11 protein-coding genes are annotated in these 18,110 nt (G+C 42.2%); 6 read left to right on the top strand and 5 right to left on the bottom strand.

Annotation, left to right across the window (positions count from 1 at the left end):
• Positions 1-43: 43 nt before the first annotated feature.
• Complete coding sequence (locus M595_RS18570) at positions 44-469, bottom strand: hypothetical protein (protein WP_023067943.1); 426 nt, start codon at positions 467-469, stop codon at positions 44-46.
• 383 nt (positions 470-852) lie between these two features.
• On the opposite strand from M595_RS18570, the gene M595_RS18565 reads away from it, so the two are divergent.
• From M595_RS18565 to M595_RS18555, 3 genes are all read left to right on the top strand, one after another.
• Positions 853-1,482 carry an esterase/lipase family protein gene (locus M595_RS18565; protein ID WP_023067947.1) on the top strand — a complete coding sequence of 210 codons (630 nt, stop codon included), beginning with the start codon at positions 853-855 and terminating at the stop codon, positions 1,480-1,482.
• 18 nt (positions 1,483-1,500) lie between these two features.
• On the top strand, positions 1,501-2,313 hold the full coding sequence (locus M595_RS18560; protein WP_023067935.1) for a TIGR00297 family protein: 813 nt from the start codon (positions 1,501-1,503) through the stop codon (positions 2,311-2,313).
• Positions 2,314-2,409: 96 nt separating this feature from the next.
• Positions 2,410-3,171, top strand: coding sequence for a peptidylprolyl isomerase (locus M595_RS18555; protein ID WP_023067950.1), 762 nt, complete (start codon positions 2,410-2,412; stop codon positions 3,169-3,171).
• An 80-nt stretch (positions 3,172-3,251) separates the two neighbouring features.
• On the opposite strand, the gene hetR is transcribed toward M595_RS18555, so the two are convergent.
• The 3 genes from hetR to M595_RS18540 all read right to left on the bottom strand — a co-directional run bounded on the left by hetR (position 3,252) and on the right by M595_RS18540 (position 7,208).
• Entirely contained in the window at positions 3,252-4,154 is a 903-nt protein-coding gene (gene hetR / locus M595_RS18550) for a heterocyst differentiation master regulator HetR (protein ID WP_040484332.1), read from the bottom strand.
• A gap of 431 nt (positions 4,155-4,585) precedes the next feature.
• Positions 4,586-4,834: a heterocyst-inhibiting protein PatX gene (gene patX, locus M595_RS18545; RefSeq protein WP_023067949.1), complete on the bottom strand. Its 249-nt coding sequence runs from the start codon at positions 4,832-4,834 to the stop codon at positions 4,586-4,588.
• Between the two features lie 475 nt (positions 4,835-5,309).
• Entirely contained in the window at positions 5,310-7,208 is a 1,899-nt protein-coding gene (locus M595_RS18540) for an FAD-dependent oxidoreductase (RefSeq protein ID WP_023067938.1), read from the bottom strand.
• Between the two features lie 151 nt (positions 7,209-7,359).
• On the opposite strand from M595_RS18540, the gene M595_RS18535 reads away from it, so the two are divergent.
• Together M595_RS18535 and M595_RS18530 are read left to right on the top strand one after the other, a co-directional pair.
• Positions 7,360-8,940, top strand: a complete 1,581-nt coding sequence (locus tag M595_RS18535; RefSeq protein ID WP_023067929.1) for an SLBB domain-containing protein — start codon at positions 7,360-7,362, stop codon at positions 8,938-8,940.
• Between the two features lie 303 nt (positions 8,941-9,243).
• The gene (locus tag M595_RS18530; RefSeq protein ID WP_023067931.1) at positions 9,244-11,520 is read left to right on the top strand and encodes a GumC family protein; all 2,277 of its coding nucleotides are present in this window, start codon (positions 9,244-9,246) and stop codon (positions 11,518-11,520) included.
• 92 nt (positions 11,521-11,612) lie between these two features.
• Here the strand turns inward: M595_RS18530 and M595_RS18525 are convergent, their stop codons facing one another.
• Complete coding sequence (locus M595_RS18525; protein WP_023067936.1) at positions 11,613-16,673, bottom strand: sacsin N-terminal ATP-binding-like domain-containing protein; 5,061 nt, start codon at positions 16,671-16,673, stop codon at positions 11,613-11,615.
• Between the two features lie 558 nt (positions 16,674-17,231).
• Between M595_RS18525 and M595_RS18520 the strand changes: the two genes are divergently transcribed.
• Positions 17,232-18,110, top strand: an 879-nt coding sequence (locus M595_RS18520) for an aldehyde dehydrogenase family protein (protein WP_023067946.1), incomplete at its 3' end; no start/stop codon positions are given.

Here is an 18,110-nt window from a genome sequence, read left to right as displayed (position 1 = left end):
GTCATCCGCTACTTCCTGAATATTCAACTGTTAATCAATGTCACTAACGAGATCCAACTTGACGCGCCATATCTTTAAACATATTCATGCTTGGACCTGGACGACGACGGCTAGAGGAGGCTGATTTCATTAAGTTATCGGGCGCAAAAGTCATTCCTGTGGGAGTGCTTTGAAGACCATTATTAAAAGAAGGAAGTTCTTTCGGCTTGACGGAAATCGCCTCAACTGTCGCTTTAGCCTGTTCTTTAGCATCCGGAGTTGCAGGCTTTGCTTTAGCTTTAGTGGTTGTCTTTTTGCTGGTTTTTGCGGAGGGAGTAGGTTCCTCTTTTTTCGCTTTCGCTTCTACAGGAGCAGGTTTAGCTTCTTCTTTTTGAGCGGGTTTGCTGGGAGCTGACTGGGTTTCTTTGGAATCATCAAGCTCTAAAAAATAATCAGACTTTTTATTAAAACCCAAAATTTTACCTATCATTGCTTTCCCTCTATTTTTTTTAAAAGAAATATTTATACGTTAGATTAGAGGAAAACTGAAAGATTTGTCTATATTTATTTACAATAATTTACAATTATCAGAGTTATAGAGTACACTAATCAACGAAGTAAGTCACAGATTACTCCGCCCTCCGGGTTCGGCAGTTGCGTGACTTTCGGGGAACCCGCCCAACGCACTGCTCTCACCGTAAAACGACGGAGACGGCACGGACCGTTGGTAAAAATACTGATTAAATTATTGCAATTCTTGAATAGGACTCTCAGAATAGGGACAGCCGTCACTTGACAAACTGGACTATCACTGATCAAGCGACTCGGCAATGTTCGTTTACAGTGTCGAATAAATTCATTTGTTGGGTTCCTATGAACAGCAGCCACCGTAATCCTGTTATTCTAATTCATGGTATATTTGATACCACGGCGATTTTCCGAAAAATGTCAGCCTATCTCACTCAACAAGGATGGGAAGTGCATTGCTTTAACCTCATTCCCAATTATGGGTTTTTGGGACTAGACCGACTCGCCGCACAAATTACAGACTATGTAGATCGAACCTTTCCGCCAGACCAACCCATAGACTTGGTGGGTTTTAGTATGGGAGGTTTAGTCAGTCGCTACTACGTCCAACGCTTAGGCGGAATTAAACGGGTACAACGTCTCATTACCATTTCCTCTCCCCATAACGGTACTTGGACTGCGTATTTTTATGTGACACCCGGTACCCTACAAATGCGGCCTACCAGTAAATTTTTAAAAGATTTAAACCAAGATATCGACCTACTCGATCAGATTAATTTTACTTCATTGTGGACGCCTTTGGATGTGATGATTGTACCTGCGAGTAGCTCTCAACTTCCAGTCGGTCAAGAGGTTCAACTGAATGTGTTGTTTCATAGTTGGATGGTGCAAGATTCTCAATGTTTAAACAAAATCGCAGAAACGTTATCGGCTCCGGTAAAAACATCAAGACACATCACCGATAATAAAATGTGATGAACTCCAAATTTTAAGATGCAAAATTTAAACTTGAACTGGAATGATTTGTTATTCGGATCAAATCCTTGGATCATCGCGATCGGTTTGAATACAATTTTACTCAGTCTCGTGGCGATCGCCCCAAAAAAATTACTGACGACTGCCGGAATCATTCATGCTGGGATATTAGGTATATTAATTTGGGGTTGTTTAGGTTGGCAAGGTTATTTAGTGGTCGCATTTTACTTTATTATTGGTTCTGGGGTGACTCGAATCGGCATGGCAGAAAAAGAAGCAGCCGGAATTGCTGAAAAACGCAGTGGTGCCAGAGGGCCTGAAAATGTTTGGGGTTCAGCGCTGACAGCGGCGTTGTGTGCGTTGGGAATTTTGCTGGTGCGGTTGCTGTCTGCTGAAAGTGCCATTAATAGCCAGATTATCTCTTTGTTGCTGTTGGGTTATGTGGCGAGTTTTAGCACAAAGCTTTCCGATACCTGTGCCAGTGAAGTGGGAAAAGCCTATGGTCAACGCACCTTTTTGATTACGACGTTACAGCCTGTTGCTAGAGGAACAGAAGGAGCAGTCAGTTTAGAAGGAACAATTGCCGGAGTGGTGGCTTCGATTTTGATGGCTTTGGTGGGTTTGGGAGTCGGTTTAATAGACGCTATCGGTATTATTTGGTGTGTGATCGCTGCTTTGATTGCAACGAATCTAGAAAGTGTGATTGGGGCAACTTTGCAGGCGGAGGTTCACTGGTTAACCAACGAGGTGGTAAATTTTATTAATACATTTATCGGTGCAATTGTGGCGATAGGATTGGCCCTGGTGTGGAATTATAGTCAAACATTGTGAATGACTGAAGCCTTGTTGAGACGGAGTTATTCGGGTTAGCATAGACTAGCTTGCTTGTTGTGTACAGTTGTTTTTTTGTTGAGGAAGTGACTCGGTATGGCTCAACCTTTTTTAACGGTTAATGATGAACCCATTACGTTGGGACAGTCTTTAAGGTATTTGCAATCTTCGGGAAAGTTACAATCTTTTATCGGGGAAATGCTGCGTCAGTATATTCTTGATAAGGAACTCGAAGCACAAGAAAATCTCAATATTAATTCCGCGTCTGTTGAACAAGCGGTAATTAATTTCCGACTCGAACGGAATCTCAGTGATCCCCAAGCGTTTCAGGAATGGCTGGAGCGCAATCAAATGAGTTATGATTCTTTTCATCAACAAGTGGAAGCGGGATTTAAACGAGAAACACTAAAACTCTCGATTGTGCAACCGCAACTCGAAGCTTATTTTCAGGAACGAAAATCATTTTTAGATACGATTATTCTGTCTCGGATTGTCGTTGCTGATTACGAACTCGCAGAAACATTACATCGTCGTCTTCAAGAAGAAGAAGCTCGTTTTGAGCAACTAGCACGGGAATATTCACTGACTCCTGAACGGAATGTCAATGGGATGATGGGAGCGGTGAGTTTGGGGTCTTTACCCGAAAATCTCAAGCCGATAATGACGGGAGCGGCTCTCGGACAAATTGTTGGCCCTGTAGAGATTGAAGGGCGTTGGTGTATATTTCGCGTTGAGCAATTAATCGAAGCTTCGTTTGAAGATTCCAAATTGAAGCAAAAATTACAAAATGAATTGTTTGAACGTTGGATTAATGAAAAGCTGAAAAGCTTAACCGTCAAAATGCAAATTGCTGATTAAAAAGAGTTGTTAGTGCTAATTGCTAATGGCTAAATTTGAAAGATAAATTAGCGATTAGCGATTAGCAGAATATTTACAGTTTATTCGTCTTCTTTGGGGCCAAAAACAAACTGCAAAACCATCGGTTCTCCACCCGTTTGATGATAGCGATCTGCCCACTGTCTGAGGATTTCATCTAACTCCTCTAAAGCCTGATCAACTCGATCGCTCGGAATATCAAGTTCTTCTAAAGCCCGCATAACTTTGGGTTGACGTTCCGCCCAATCTCTCATTAAGCGGAAATATCGAGCAGTATCTTCGACCATGACATAGGTGCGTTCTTCTTGATCTTCTGGGGAATAGGATGCACGGGTGAGCGCATAGAAAGGCATTCCCCAAGGAGAATCAACTTTTGTCACCGTACCCGAATAAATCAAACGACGCTTGATATGTTCGGCTAAAGCTTCACTCAAAGCCATCCGCCGACTCGGATCTAAATCCTCTTGAGAGCGTCTGTGAAGAAACTCAATTAACTCCATAAATTGAAAAGAGTTAATCAGTTGAGCATCCGGTAACAGTTTAGGAAGTTTGCTTTCGATCACGCGCTTTTCTTCTGGAGTCAGACTATTACCCGGAATTCGCGGTTTTCCCGGTTGCCAGGAGTATTGTTCGAGCCAAACATAAGGAAACTGGATTAAGTAGCGAGGTTCTTGAGACCCCAACATTTTCAACAGTTTTCCTTCTGTTACTGCTTGTCGAACTTCTTCGACAATCACCTTAACGCGCTTCGGTTCAATATGGTGCAGGTGTCCTGTCATCCGCAGATTTTGATCCTGTTCCATATAAGTCATGTAGATCGCACATTTTGCTGCGGTAGCCGCCGCATCTAGAAAAGCCCCATGCCGATGTCCACTCGTCCGCATGGCACTAAAAGCCAAATATAACATGATCTGATCCATTGAGCTGGGGCTAAGAGTTTTGATCAGATCGGTATCTTTTCTCATGATTTTCCTTGAAATAGCCTAACTTGGAGGCATGGTATCATCCTCCGTTAACGGTCGCTTAGGTGTGAACTTGCTCAATCTTAACCTGAAGCAAGTCCCCTAATCACATCGCTTATACCAGTCCCTCGCCCCTGATGTAGATGAGGCATGGGTGCGATCGTGAAGTTTCATCCGAATCACGTACCATAGCACCCTCTGTTGTCAGTCAATTAGGACTGCTTTTGGTATATTATACCCTTAATAATGAATTGCGTTAATTAGTTTCTATAATATAGACAAAAACCCTAAAAATGCAAGACTGCTAACATCCCAACAGAAAAAAGGTCGGATAAATAGCAGTCTGATCAATTGAATTCAGTTTAGGGTTGTTCAAGATAACATACTATGATGTTTTTAACTCTCTCTTTAAAATCAGCTGATCTTGAACGTATTTAACGGCCACTTCCCCGATGAAGAAAAATGAAGTTATCTCCGGAGTTAGCAGTTGGGTTCTCTACAAAGCGTCGTCCACTACCGCGAGAGGGATCAGAACTTCCGTGATTCTTTAATTGTGCTGACATCATATATTTTTGGTTTTCTAATTCTAAAAAGGCTGTTGATTGATGATTGGCGGCTTGAACTTGACTGGTGATCCCCAAGAAGAAAAGGCTAGCGAGGGCAAAAATTGTTGTAGGTTTCATGGGAAATGTCCGTAATTAACCTGTCCATTTCTTGATACCAACCTAAGTTGATCAGATCAGGATAAGATGAAAATTTTTCTACAAAAATTGCTCTCGCGTTACAATTTCAATGGATCTTTCAGTGTTTTTACGGAGACTTCACCCAACAATCAGGAAATTTTCTACAATTTAGATAGAGATTCGATTCTGTAATCACTATCAACCCAAAACTCTCACGATGCAGGAGTCAGATTTCTATCTGTCACACTCCGCGCTCGTCTGTATTTGTGAATTTCGTTATATTGGGATGAGAATAGGTTAGAACAAAAATCTTTTTATTCTATTTTGATTCAGGGTTGGAACGCAGAGGATTACCTGAACTCTATATCTGATAATTATTAATCAGGAAGGCTTACGAATTTCCGCAACTGTCCCCCCTAATAGGTGCAAATAATTGTTTGAATAAAAACCAGATTTTTAGGAGCGATCAAATCACTTACGACTGCTCAATAACTTCGACAATAAACCAATAACCAGAATGATTTATTCGTCCTTTAACTGAAACTTGAGAACCATTAATACACTGTTTTAACTGTCGATCAATCTCCGCATCAAGCGTTACTAATGTCCAGGTTTTAGCAGCTAGTTGTTGTGGAAAAGTTAGGGTTAAAGTATAGTTTTGTTCTTGAGTGCGATGAAAAACCCCTTTAAAACAACTTCTAGATTCTTCCACTTCAGGCGTTGACAACTGCTCATAACTTTTAGGGTTTAAATCAACTGGATTTGAGGATTGACTCTTGAGAGTCTGTAAAGACAAATGAGAATAAATTTGCTGGCTTGAAAACTCTAAATCACAATAACCATGAGTCGGATAAGCTTCTGGATATTCAAGATAATAACACTGCTTATCTACCCAATCCGGACGATTCGGGAGTAAATTAAACAAAGGAATAATTGCCGCAGGTGCAACCGGATCATGCAATAATTCTTGTTGGAGTCGATGAACCGATAAATCTCTCGGTTGACAACGATATGCAATACACAAAGCCGCCGCCATTCCCGCCGCTTGTCCGATTCCTAAAACTACGGGTTGCAAACGAGTCGCACCATTGGCAATATGAGACACGGAGATATTTTTCTCGCAGACCAATAATCCCTCAGTTTTGACAGGAATTAACGCCCGATAGGGAATAGTAAATGGTGTTCCTGTCCAGCGTCCCCCCCATCGCAAATATTTCAGTTTGACTGGAAAAATATCTTGAGTGTAATGATGATCATTGGGATAATTGCCAATGGCGATCGCATCACATTCGCCTGTTGTATCATTAATAGGGAGAGGAGCAACATTCCCACCCGGCATCGGCAAAATATCCTGTTCCCGAATTATTGTTAACCCTTGCAAACGTCGGCTTTCACGATAATATAAATGCAGGGCGAAGGATGTATCGAGAGGATCTTGAGGCTGAATGTGAGTAGTCGGTTGTGGAGACGGAAAGAGTCCTGATGCCAAACCATAGCGGCGTCCGAGTTGCTTCTGAATAAACCGGACAAAACTTTGAGTATGCCATCGGCTTTCTTGAAAAAATTCTTGCTGTTGGGCGGGAGATTGAATTAAACGATTTAATCCTTCTCCGTAGTCATTCCCCCGACAAGGCCAATTAATCATCATTAGCCCACCCGGAAGCCGACCATAATTGAGAAATTGTTCGGCACCGTAACCTTCCCAAGCCCCCACGAATTGTTCAGGATTGTCGATAGTCGGGGCGGGAATTTCAGGAGAAACGGCATTTTCCCCAAAATCCCGTAAAATCGCTACCCAAGTGGGGGCTTGTACCGGACAAGATTTTGTTAGAGAATTGGCAATAATAGGCGCACTGGGTTCTTCCCATTCGGTTTGCAATTCCCAACCCCAACGATAGGGAACTTCCGCCAGTGCTAGTAAATCCCCCAGTTCAGTGGCATCTACAGTAATTTCAGCATAAACCGTGAACTCCGAAAATCGCACCCCGATAATTTTGTCATCTTGTTTGAGCACCTCTTGGGGTTTATAGCCAGAAATCCAGTGCAAATTGGGTTGTTGTGATACCCAGTCGGCAAAAATTTCAGCCCCGACTCTGGGATTAAACGTAAAAAAACTGACCCAACCCCAATCGAGTCCTTCAGGTTGTCGGCGTTTTAATTCTTGTAAAAATGCGCCCCACAACCCGGTTTGAAAGGCAAGCAATTCGTTGCCATCCGGTGCTGATACGCCCGCTGAGGTGAGCATTCCCCCCAACCAGGTAAATTCACTGACTAAAATAGTATTAGCACCTCGACGGGCCGCTTGTAGCGCAGCAGCAACACCACCAGTTCCCCCACCAACAACTAAAACATCGGTATTTAATCGGTCGGTCATGGTTGGTTTTGGGGTTGGGGGCAACGACAACAGATTAGCTGATCATGATTAGCCGATTGAGACTTTTTGGCAATGAGTTGGAGAGCAGCTTATATTGGAAACGCGGGGTAGCAAAAACGTTTTAAGGCGAGCAGTCGAACATTAAATCGAGATGAAAACCTTGAGCTATTATCAACACCTGTTTAGAAAAACGAGTCTTTGTTCTGTCGCGCTGATGGGAATTTCTGTTCCCCTGATGATTGGAGGTTTGGGGATTCGGGGCGCAAAGGCTCAGTTTCTCCCCCCTAAACCGATTCCGGTTCCAACTCCTACGATTAATTCAGCTCCAATTAATACTGCACCAACACCCATTTCTGAGGGCTATATTCTGGGTGTAGGTGATCGCGTACAAATTGATATTTTTAATGTTCCTGAGTATAGCGGCCCCAACGGTCAACATCAAGTTTCGGTGGATGGTTCGCTGAATTTGCCTTTGGTGGGGAGTGTGGCGGTGCAAGGGTTAACCACCGAACAAGCCACAGAAGCGATTAAACAACGTTACGCAGAATACTTGCAACGACCGATTATTTCCCTAACCTTGCTTTCGGCCCGTCCGATGCAAATTGCGATTGCTGGAGAAGTTCAGAGTCCTGGTGCTTACACCTTTTCTGGAGTCGCTGGCGGTAATGCAATGCCTGGCGCTACACCCAGTTCCGGGGGTTTACAACTGCCTCGGGTGACACAACTGTTGCAAATGGCCGGAGGAGTGACATCGCTTGCGGATATTCGCCAAGTGAAAATTCGCCGCAAACAGCCCGGTTCTGCCATTGAACAAATTATTAGTGTGGATTTGTGGGAACTGCTGCAAGCGGGAGATTTACGTCAGGATATTAGTTTGCGAGATGGGGACACGGTTTATATTCCCACGGTAACAGACATGAATCGCATCGAAGCCCGTCAGATGGCGGTGGCGAATTTTGCTAGTTCGAGTTCTCAACCGATTAGTGTGGCCGTGGTCGGGGAGGTCAATCGTCCGGGAACTCATTCGTTAGCGACTTCGCAAAGTGTACCCTTACCTGACCCTGAAAATCCTCAACAATTGATGGAGTCTTCCAGTTCCGAAGGGATGGGGGTGTTTACGGTGACGAGGGCGATTAAAACCGCAGGTGGAATTACGGCGATGGCGGATATTCGCAGTATCGAAGTTCGTCGCTTCAGTCGGACGGGAACTGAACAAGTGCTTTCTGTGGATTTGTGGTCGCTGTTGCAAGAGGGGGATTTGACTCAGGATATTGTCCTCCAACAAGGGGATACGATTGTGGTTCCGACTGCAACAGCATCAACTTTTAACCAGTCGGATGATGTAGCAATGGCGAGTTTTTCTCCTGATACGGTTAAAATCAGTGTAGTGGGAGAGGTGATGAGGCCAGGGCCGATTCAGGCGACACCGAATACTTCTCTTAATCAAGCGATTATGGCGGCCGGAGGGGTTAATCAGTCCAGAGCGAATCGAAAGACGGTTGAATTAATTCGGATTAACTCCAATGGAACGGTGACTCAAAAGACGATTACGGTTGATCTTTCTCAGGAGGTCAATGATCAGAATAATCCGATTTTGCGTCATAATGATGTTATTGTGATTGGACGTTCTGGCAGTGCTGCCTTTCAAGATGGGGTCGGTGGGGTATTAGGAAAGTTAGGCCCCTTTAATGGAGTTTTTGGAGTCCTGAGATTTGTCGGAATTTTAGATTAGAAGCTTTAATTTTGGGGGTGTGAGGAGCGCACTTGTCCCATTTTTGACTGTCAATTTAAGGGAAGTTGTTTTTTGGGATTATCCTGAGAAATGAGGTGATGTTTTTAGGGAAAAGTTTTTGATAAAAAAAATAATTCTAAAGACTTGAAGCTGTATCTTTCTCAGGATATGATTGAAATAAAGCTTTAAACTTACAGTCAAAAAATCAGCTTGGATTTTTATTTTTATCGATTTCAGTTTTGTTAGTCGTCCTTTTGGATAAACTTCAATTAAAACGCTTAGTCAACAACCGCTCAAACTACAATGAATACTGGAAAAAATAGTCAAGTCTCTGTCTTTCATCCTCAAAACAAAGCTCAAAATTTGGCCGCTGCTTACCCTTTAGAACAAGGTGCGTTTGGGTATCAACCCGAGTTTTATTCTCCCTCTCAGTCTCAACCCAAAAATAAATTCTGGAAAGGAATTTGGCGGCGAGCAATTTTAATCTTAGGAATTACGGCGGCGACGACTTCGGGCGCTTACCTCTGGACTAACCATCAAACCCCAGAATATCGCGGTTCATTTCAACTGTTTATTCCTTCAGATTCAGATAGCGAAACGGGTGAAACTTTCTTGGAAGAATCCAAACCCGAACTCAGTTATGCGTCTCAAGTTAAACTGTTGCAAAGTCCAAAATTAATGTCGGGAATTATTGAAACAATTAAAACCCGATATCCCGAAATCAACTACAGTGCATTATTTAATCAGAAAACAGGTCAAACAGCATTAGAACCTGATAAATTGTCAATCACTCCTATTCCTGACACTCGCATTTTAGAAGTCAGTTATCGGGATACTGAACCCCAAAAAGTGCAGTTTATTCTTGAAAATATTGCCAAAAGCTATCTTGATTCTAGTCGAACAGAAGAACGATTTGACCCCAACCAAGAGCAATTGAAGCTGATTAACAATCAACTCAATCCCCTCCAATCTCGGGTAGAAGCCATTAAAAAAGAACTGCTCAACTTACAAAATCAGTACACCTTTATTACTCCTGAGATTAAAACCAAACAACTCACCGAACAAATCAGCCAACTCGAAGTCGAAAAACTAGAAACGAGAGCGCAACTGGAGCAGCAAAAAGCTAGTTATTTAATGATGCAACAACAGCTAGGACTACAACCGGAACAGGCGATGTTAGCCTCGGCGTTGTCTCAATCTCCTCGCTATCAAGCGTTGTTACAAAAACTGCTAGAACTCGAAACCAATATTGCGATAGAATCGGCTCGTTTTACCAGTAAAGCCCCCCAAATTCAAGCCTTACTCGACCAACGTCAGAGAATTTTACCCTTATTAAGTGAAGAAGCTGAACGGGTTCTCGGACAAGATTTGTCGAGTATTGACCCCCAAATTTTGTCTTTTCAAGACTCGATTCGCATGGGTTTAATTCAACAATTGGTGACAACAGCAAACCAAATTTCAATGTTGGAAATTCGCACCCAAGTTTTGGATAAAGCGGCTCAACAATTAAATGAATCTGCTCAAGGTTTTCCAGCGGTCATGCGACGTTATTCTGATTTAGAACAAGAATTAGAAGTCGCAACCAGTCGTTTAAATGATTTATCTCTGCGGCGTCAAGAACTTCAGTTAAAAGTTGCCCCGCCACCGCCTCCGGCTTGGGAATTGATTGCTGAACCTTCTATTCCTCGCAACCAACAGGGTGAACTAATTAGCGTTTATCCCATTGTGCCTTTAAATTTGGCGCTGGGTGGACTGGCGGGTATTGTTTTGGGGGTTGCCGCCGCACAGTTAGTTGAACGTTTAGATAATGTTTTCCACAACACCAACGAAGTTACAGACCGAGTACCCTTTCCTTTGTTGGGTGTAATTCCGGCGAGTAATGAAGCGTTGATGCTTCCTGCGGCGACCATGCCTCGGGTAGCGGTTTCGACGACTCGAACCTATGAACCCAGTTGTACCCCGTTTCAAGAGGCGTTTCGTTCTCTGAGTGCGAATATTCGGTGTTTGAACCCAGAAAGTCCGGTGCGTTCCTGTGTGATTAGTTCCGCGACTCCAGCCGATGGTAAGTCAACTGTCGCGATGAACCTGGCGATGGGTGCCGCAGCGATGGGACAACGGGTGTTGTTAGTCGATGCAGATTTACGTCAACCCAAAGTGCATCGGATTTTGCAACTCTCCAATGATTTGGGGTTGAGTGATGTCTTAATTCAAAACCTAGAAATTCAAGATGTTGTTCAGCAAACTCTCAGCGATGAGAATTTGTTTGTCTTAACTGCGGGTAAACCCATTGCAGACCCCACCCGGTTATTGTCTTCGGCGTCAATGCAGGCGTTGATGGGTCAGTTAACAGAGGTGTTTGACTTGGTTATTTACGACACGGCGCCGTTGTTAGGGTTGGCGGATGCAAACCTGTTGGCACCCAATACAAACGGGTTAATGATGGTGGTTGGTGTTGGGAAGACAGACCGGGCGGCGGTTGATTTAGCGCTGCGAGAACTACAAATGGCGGGGGGTCCGGTGTTGGGAATGGTTGCCAACGGAGATAAGCAAGAACGTAAATATTACGCGGCTTATTATTAAGTTCTAAAAACGGTTATTGGGACGGATAAACTCACCACAAAGGCACAAAGGCACCAAGATGTTATTTCTTAGTGTCTCTGTGTCTTCGGGGTTTATTTGAGCTTTTTAACTGTGGGATAACTGCTGTTAGCAATTAAATTCCAGTTTAAAATCAGGTCATTAGAATCAACTGCAAGTTCAACCCCATGATTCAATTCTGCTTTTTGTAGCGTTTGCCAAACGTCACGAATTTGAATCTTCTCAACAGCAGTATTGGGGTTGTCTGCGGAAAAAGAAATAATGAGAAGTTCAGCCGTGGGGGTTTGTTTGAGAAAAGACCATTCTTTTTCTTGCAGAGATAGAGTTATCGAACTCGAAGTAACAGCTTTAACAACAACTTGAACTTCAGGTAAATTCTCCCCGCGACAACACCAATCAAAGACTTCAGAATTACTCACTATTATATTATCATAGCCAAGCTGTTGATACAAGGTTTTGGCTAATTCTTTTGGAGAGGTTATCTCTAAATTGGCTGCTTCTGAGAATTCAGAAGTCGATAAACTGCAAATTCTCAATTCATCCAAAAGCGGGTGTATTTGAGTCGGTTCGGTATCAATTAAATTTGCCAGGGGAAGTAAGTTTTCCAAGCCAAACTCGCCGAAATGATGATTCAAGCTTTCTGTTAAATAAGATAGCATAATCTGGCGATTCGGATGACCGAGAATGTAAAAGGTATTTTGTTGGGAATCAAAATAATCTGTTCCCGGTACCGCTTCGGCAATTTGTAATTCATTGGGTAAAAATAAGTTAACGCTAATTTGACTTGCGGGTTGAACTTGAACTCGGGTTAAAAAGTTGCTATCACAGATAAACTCTATCTCCTGTTCGTGAATAAATAACCGCTTTAATCCTTCTAAAAATTGGGTTGAATTGAGGGTAAATTGCCACTGTTGACACCACTGTAAACTTTGAGAATTTGCAGGATTAATTGTTGTATTCACATTAACGGGTTGTTCGCCAATATCTCGCAGCAAAGAAAGACTTCCGCTTCGTTTGGCTAATTTGGGATAAATTTGAGGGTGAAGAATGCGTTTGGGTTCAATATAGTCTTTTCGCCAAGGTGCATCGGGAATTAAAATTTTTGTTGCTTCACGCAAGGTATTTGCTGCTGTTAACAACAAAATATTATCAACGGCTTTTTCCTCTAAATCTAGCTGTAATTCTAACCGCTTTAACACCTGAATTACAGAGTTAATATCTTCTGGGTTTAGAGAATTATCGTGGTATTCTTCCCCGAGTTCTTCGATAAAATCCTGGTAATCTTCTACGGTTGGAGATTGACGCTGACCCAAAAGTTGATAAACTTCTCCAATTTGATGAGAAAAAGAAATGGTAATTCGACGTTTCCCAAAAAATGAAACGGTTTCAGTAAAAACGTCATAGGGTTTCCAGAAGGTTTGACTGGACTCATCCCACAAACAGCAACGCCATTCAAAACGTTCTCGAATTTTCTGGCGTTGTTCGTCTGTTATCTGGCGGTTATCAACAAAATTATTGTAAATATATTGATAAATTGAACGGACAGAGTTAAGAAAAATTTCGGTTTTTTCGGTTGTGGGTTCGTCGAGATTTTCCCAAGTTAGAATAACCGCTTCAAAATGGTTGAGAACTTCTGCGGATGAAAGGGGAACAAATCCCAGTTTTTGCAGAATATTTTGGGGAATTTGTTGGTTTGAGACTTGAAAAACAGGCTTTTGACTGCTGACTAAATAAACTTCATCAATCCAACAGACTTCATTTGTTTTATACAGTCGATTTTCAGGAGACATTGTAGCCGCATAATGTTGTAGAAATTCGGGATTTTGTTCAACCGCTAACCACGCTTTTTCTCGCAAGGCTTCCGCTAGAGTTTTACTTCCATTATTAACTCGACAATCGAGAATATTGCGATTATTCACAATGTATGAGAAAATGTCTAATAAAGCATCTCGAACTTCATCGACTTCTGAACGGCTAGCAGTCTGAATAAGCTGTTCAATACAGGCAAATATATCCTCAGCATTGGGACTATCCTGCATTCCCAGTTGGGAGAAAAACTTCAGCCAATTTTCGAGTCCTTCCGAATAAAAATCGATATCGGGAAATACCGCTTGATTTCCTAAAATTGTTTTGACAATTTCCCGATCCGGATGGTAAATTATATTAGGCGATCGCAATCGTCCATCGTTACACCGAACTAAACGGGCTTTTTTGATTTTATCTTGCAGTTGATAAAAGTCATTAGGATTTTCTTGCAACTCCGATTTAACGCTGTTTAAATTATCTCGAACCCAAGCCAAAGCCATCAACTGTTCTTCGTCGGAAAGGTAGGGATATTCTCGCAGCAAACAGTCTTGAATAAAGGTAATTTTATCCAAAACGGGAACTTTCAAAAGTTGGAAGAATGTCAGCCATTTTGTTTTAACGTTTCCCAACTTCAAAAGTTTGAGTTCACCGCCAATTTCCGGGGGTTGATAGCCATTTTTGGGAAGATAAACGGGTTCGTCGGTTAAGTTGACAACCTCATCCGCAACGGTGAGATAAATGGGAAGTTGACGCAACTTTTCCAAACGTTCATCATCATATTTGTTGTCACCCGTCAGCCATTTTTTATCCGCCAAAAAGTCCAGCAATACTTCACAATGTTCGGGGTGATAGGGAGAAAGTCCCGGTTTATAATAACAGTGAATGCTATCCGCCACATCCAAACCTGTTAAAAACCAAATCAGTTGATTAGGCTGTTTTTTTGCAAAATCTACAATAGCTTTTTGCAGCTTTGGCGATGCGTTAACGATTTTTACGCCAAAATATTGTAAGGATTCTAACGTTTGCTGACTGATATTTCCCGAAATTGAGTTATCGTAAATTAGCGGTGTTGTCACCCAAACTCCCCGATAGAGTTTTCCATCTGTTGCGGGAACGAGGGAAATTGTTTTCAGTTTTTCTTGAACTTTATCAGCATCCATAGAAGGGAAGTAATGTGTAAAATACTGATAAACTTTCGTTAGCCATTCTGCGTTAGGAAGTTCAGTATTATCAGAATCCCAAGCTAAACAATCAGCATCTTGATTGTCGAAAATTAGAGTTAATTTACTCGCAACTTCTAAAGGAGTCATTTCCGAAACACCTTTGTAGTTTGTTGAGACTATTCCCGATAAATTCGGATGAAGAAACCATTCGGGATAACTTGCAAAAATTTCTCGAACTAAGTTTATCTGAGTCTTGTCAATATAAAGACGAGCGTTGTCAACATAAACCGTTCCAGTTGAATTATATCCAAACACTTCTAACTTGTTATTCGCCAAAACCGCCAACGGTAAACCTCGTAAATCTCGATGATTATCATTCAGACAATATTGGAGTAAATGGTAAATCCAATCTAACCGCTTTAAACAGGGTTTGGGAGCATCTTTCAACTCCACAGTAAATCCATAGTTTTGTATCAAATGCTGTCGTAAGTCTGCGGGTAAAAACGGTTTTATCTGGCAATTAAAAGCTTGAAATTGTGAAATAATTGCTTGGGGTAATTGCGGTTCAGTAATATCAATTTTCTCAACTCGTAGCGGTTCCAATAAATGTGTATACCAATTAACCGTCAAAGTTTTAATTGTATTCGGACAAACCCAACGGGTGCTTGAAATTACCTTAATATTGTCTTGGATTTCAAGTTCTGTATGTTCAACCGCAGAACGAACGACGGGTTTACAATAAAGAAGCTGAATGATAAACTGATTTAGATGTTCTAATGCTTTGCTGGTGGTAATTTTTTGAATCGGCCAAAGCTGATAATATTCTTGAGGATTATACTGTCCTAAATCTTCGACCAAATCTGCAATTAAATTTGCACAAGCGTGGGAAACAACGTGGCGAACTAACAACTGATTCCAAATCGCTCGCGGACGGTCTTTTCCCGTTTGTCCGAGGTCGCTGCTGAGGTTGTCTCGGGAACTATTTAAGTTAAAAAATCCGTTGATATGTATCGGAAACTCCGTCTCTAAAGGAAGCGGTAAAAAACAATAAACTCGCCCCCGAATGGGTTGTGCTTTTTCCCCCTGACAGGAGGTAGAAATTCGCGCCGCAGCCCCCGCCCAAGGTAACACTTTCTCCCGACTTTCATACATGGCGGTGATGACGTTTGCGAGTTCTTCGCCTTCATCAATTCTAATCACTTGAGCAACCCGCCAAATTGATGTTATGGTTTGGGTTAAACTAACCGTTTCGATTTCGTGGCGATAGGAAATAGCGGCTAAATATTCTTGATGGCGACAGCGTTCAATTAGGTGATTAAAATCCTCGGGAATTGCATTGAGAATGGTTTGACGTGCTTCTTGAACCGTTTGATAATTTTTGGTCGTGATTCTTAAAATTTCCTCCCGTGTTCCATCACTATCAACCTGAATTTCATAAACATGAATAGACTGAACCGACTTGAGAAACAACAACAATTCTTCGCCGCAGGCGATTAATTCCTCCAACAGTTCTCTAACATTTGACTCGGTAAACGCTTGCTTGCGAATTTCACTTTCTTTCGCTTGTTCTTCGGTTCTTAGCGGTAAACGAAATAACGTTCCTTGAAAATCTTCGCTATTTTTGGAAAGTCCTCCGGCTTCGTAAACTTTTAGAAAATCGGGATAATTTTCCCACCATCCCGCAGCGAAAAAGTGCCATTCTCGCCCTGGTTCCTGTTTGGAAGTTCCCGGAATAGCATTTCCATGAGGGTCAAAAAAGATCAGGCGATTTCGAGAGATAAAACTCGGATAGTCGGTAACGTGATAAACGGCGTTAAACCCCACACCAAACCGCCCCGTTTTTTGTAAATCTTGTGCTTTTTCGCTCTGTCCCAAACTACGAATACTGTTAAAATCTCGCTCGGTAAATGTGCTATTATTATAAATAAGCATAGCAGGCCCTAACAGTTTAACCATCCGTTCGTCAGGAAGGTTAGAAGCTAAATGTGTACGCCAGTCTAATGTAATTTCAACTTGAGTAGCCCCCGCATCATCTGCATTTTGAATCAGTTCTTTAATAATCCCAACGCCTTCGGGATAGTCTCGAATAATTCCCCGTAAACGAGCAATTAAAGGTTCAAACTGATAAAATGAGGTTCCGGTGAGCAATTCATCATTCATCGCCATGCTGTTTTCTTCCTGAAATATTCTAAATTTTTCAGTTATTCTTTATTAAACTTATACTAAAAATAACCAAATAACAATAGTAGAAACACGAAATAACAAACTAACTTTTGTTGAAATATAAAGCGAAACTACGTGATTTTATGAATGTAGTTAGTCTATCAAATAATCAAGTTAAAATATCATTACTCATTGATTAATTCATCAGTCTGATGCACTCCACAAACTAGGCTTCAATCTTTAAATTGTCATTCGGGGTGATTTTACCCGGAGACGAACTGAACCAACATTACAGCCTGACTGTCACCAATCGCTTGACATCTAGGTATTTCTCTGGCTGAGAAAAAAGATTAAGTATAAACTCGCATCATTGTCCCGAAATTTTAAACATTTCCCAAAGAACTATAAAAAGATCTAAAAAAATGTATCAATTTATGTAGACGGATCAACCCGAGAGAGGTTAAATAATAGTTATGGGTAGTTCAGAGTTAGGATAAAGAAGAAGGGAACAGGTTTAGAAACCGACCCGAACTTTTATCTTAAAAAAAACTAAAATTTATTATGGGGATTGCTACAATAAATCCGGCAACCGGGGAATTGCTCAAAGCATTTGAACCGTTAACGGATGCTGAAATCGAAAACAGTCTCAGCCTCGCCCAGAAAGCCTTTGAACAGTATCGGCGCCTGCCCTACGAACAAAAAGCCAACTGGATGCAGAATGCAGCCAACATTCTCGAACAAGATGCCGAGAAATTCGCTAAATTGATGACGCTGGAAATGGGGAAAACCCTCAAATCAGCGATCGCCGAAGCCAAAAAATGTGCTGTTGTGTGTCGCTACTACGCGGAAAACGCGCCTCAATTTCTGGCCAATGTTCCGGCAGAAAGCGGTGCCAGTGAAAGCTACGTCCGCTATGAACCATTGGGGATTATTTTAGCGGTGATGCCGTGGAATTTTCCGTTTTGGCAAGTTTTTAGATTTGCAGCCCCTGCACTGATGGCGGGAAACGTCGGCTTGCTGAAACACGCTTCCAATGTCCCCCAATGTGCGTTAGCGATCGCAGACATCTTTACTCAAGCGGGTTTTCCCGAAGGCGTCTTTCAAACCCTGTTGATCGGATCAGGTCAAGTCGCGCAAGTGATCAGTGATGATCGGGTGAAAGCAGGCACGCTTACCGGAAGTGAACCAGCGGGGATGAGTTTCGCTTCCCTAGCCGGAAAACACATTAAAAAAACTGTATTAGAATTGGGGGGTAGTGATCCGTTTGTCGTTCTCGAAAGTGCAGACTTAGAAGCGGCAGTTGAAACGGCAGTTACCGCTCGGTTGTTAAACAATGGTCAGTCCTGCATTGCCGCAAAACGGTTTATCTTAGCCTCCGCGATCGCCGATGAATTTGAACAGCGTTTGGTCGAAAAATTCCAAGCCTTAAAAGTTGGTGAT

This window comes from Lyngbya aestuarii BL J (genome assembly GCF_000478195.2).
Classification (GTDB): domain Bacteria; phylum Cyanobacteriota; class Cyanobacteriia; order Cyanobacteriales; family Microcoleaceae; genus Capilliphycus; species Capilliphycus aestuarii.
This window is presented reverse-complemented; position numbering and strand designations above follow the sequence as displayed.